Consider the following 1,465-nt stretch of genomic DNA (forward strand, 5'->3'; position numbering starts at 1 on the left):
GTTGCAGGGGCGGATCGCCTCCTCGATCCCGTGCGATTGGCGGGTGTGCGGGGAGAACCTCTACGCGCGGCACTCGATCGGGTACCAGGACCTGGGGCGCCGGCCGAACGCCTGGCCGCGGCGGCGTCGTCCAAGAGCCTGGCGGCGTGCTCGTGGTCTCCGGCCAGGGAGTGCGCGCCGGCCAGCCCTTCCAGGGCGAGCGCGATCGCGCGGGGGTCGCCGGTGGCGCGGGCGATGGCGTGCCCCTCCGAGTGCAGGGCGAGGGCGGTGCCCGCGTCGCCGCGCTGCTCGGCGACGAAACCGAGCTCGGCCAGGGCCAGGGCGGTGCCGGGGTTGCCCTCCAGCCGCCGCATCCAGCCCAGCCACCTGCGCAGATGGGCTTCGGCGGCGTCGAGCCTGCCCTGCCGTCTGGCTCCCAGGGCGAGACCCATCTCGGCGAACTCCTCGGCCGGCCGGTTGGCCTGCTCGGCCGCCAGCCGCCGGGCGCGCTCGTGGAACTCCCGCGCGCCGTCGTGGTCGCCGGACAGCAGGGCGAGCCTGCCCAGACCGGAGAGGCGCCAGGAGACCTCGCCCCACAGCCCCAGCTCCTCGGCCATCCGCAGGCCCTCGCGGCGCAGCCGGGCGGCCTGGCCGTAGTCGCCGGTGATCTCGGCGAGCACGCTGAGGCTCTCGCCCGCGCGTAGCCGGCCCCAGCGGTCGCCGAGCTCGCGGAACAGCGCCATGCTCTGCTCGCCGTGCTGTCGCAGCGCCGTGAGGTCACCTCTGGTCAGGGCCTTGGACGCCAGGGTGCTGAGCGCGGCGGCGACGCCCCAGCGGTCGCCGAGATCGCGGAAACCGGCGAGCGCGCGGGCGGCCAGCTCCTCGACGGCGGCCGGGTCGCCGATGCCGCGCTGGACGTGGGCGAGCAGCCACTGCGCCTCGGCCAGCGCCGCCGGGTCGTCGAGGTCGTCGTGGAGCCGCAGGGCCGCGCGCCCGGCGGCGACCAGGTCGCTCCCCTCGCCCGCCAGCATCGCCAGCGCCGCCTGCCAGGTGACCGCCTTGACCCGCTCGGTCCCGGCGGGGGCCTCGGCCAGGACGGTGTCGAAGGAGCGCCGGGCCTCGGTGAGGCGGCCGCGCAGCAGCCAGTACCAGGCCAGGGCGTTGACCAGTCTCAGCGCGGTCCCGCTCGGAGCGTGCTTGAGAGCGAGGCGCAGGTTGGCGCCCTCGGCGTCGAGGCGTGCCAGCCACTCTCGCTGGCCGGGCCCGCGCAGGTGCGGGGCGGCCCGTCCGGCCAGCGTGAGGTAGTAGGCGGCGTGGCGCTCGCGGACGGCGCCGAGCTCGCCCGCCTCGTCCAGGCGCTCCAGGCAGTAGGCGGCCACCGACTCCAGCAACCGGTAGCGGCCGTCGCCGGTGACCAGGACCAGGGAGCAGGCGCCGGTCCTCATCCCCATGGTGAAGGATCTGGCGCTGCAGTTCCTTGAGGTGT

Annotated in this window: 1 protein-coding gene; it reads right to left on the bottom strand. The window is 76.1% G+C overall.

Features of this window, described 5'->3' with window-relative positions:
- On the bottom strand, positions 1-1,430 hold a 1,430-nt coding region (locus ACWDS7_RS48465; RefSeq protein WP_451934827.1), incomplete at its 3' end, for an ATP-binding protein.
- Positions 1,431-1,465 lie beyond the last annotated feature (35 nt).

Source organism: Streptosporangium sp. NPDC003464 (assembly GCF_053588315.1).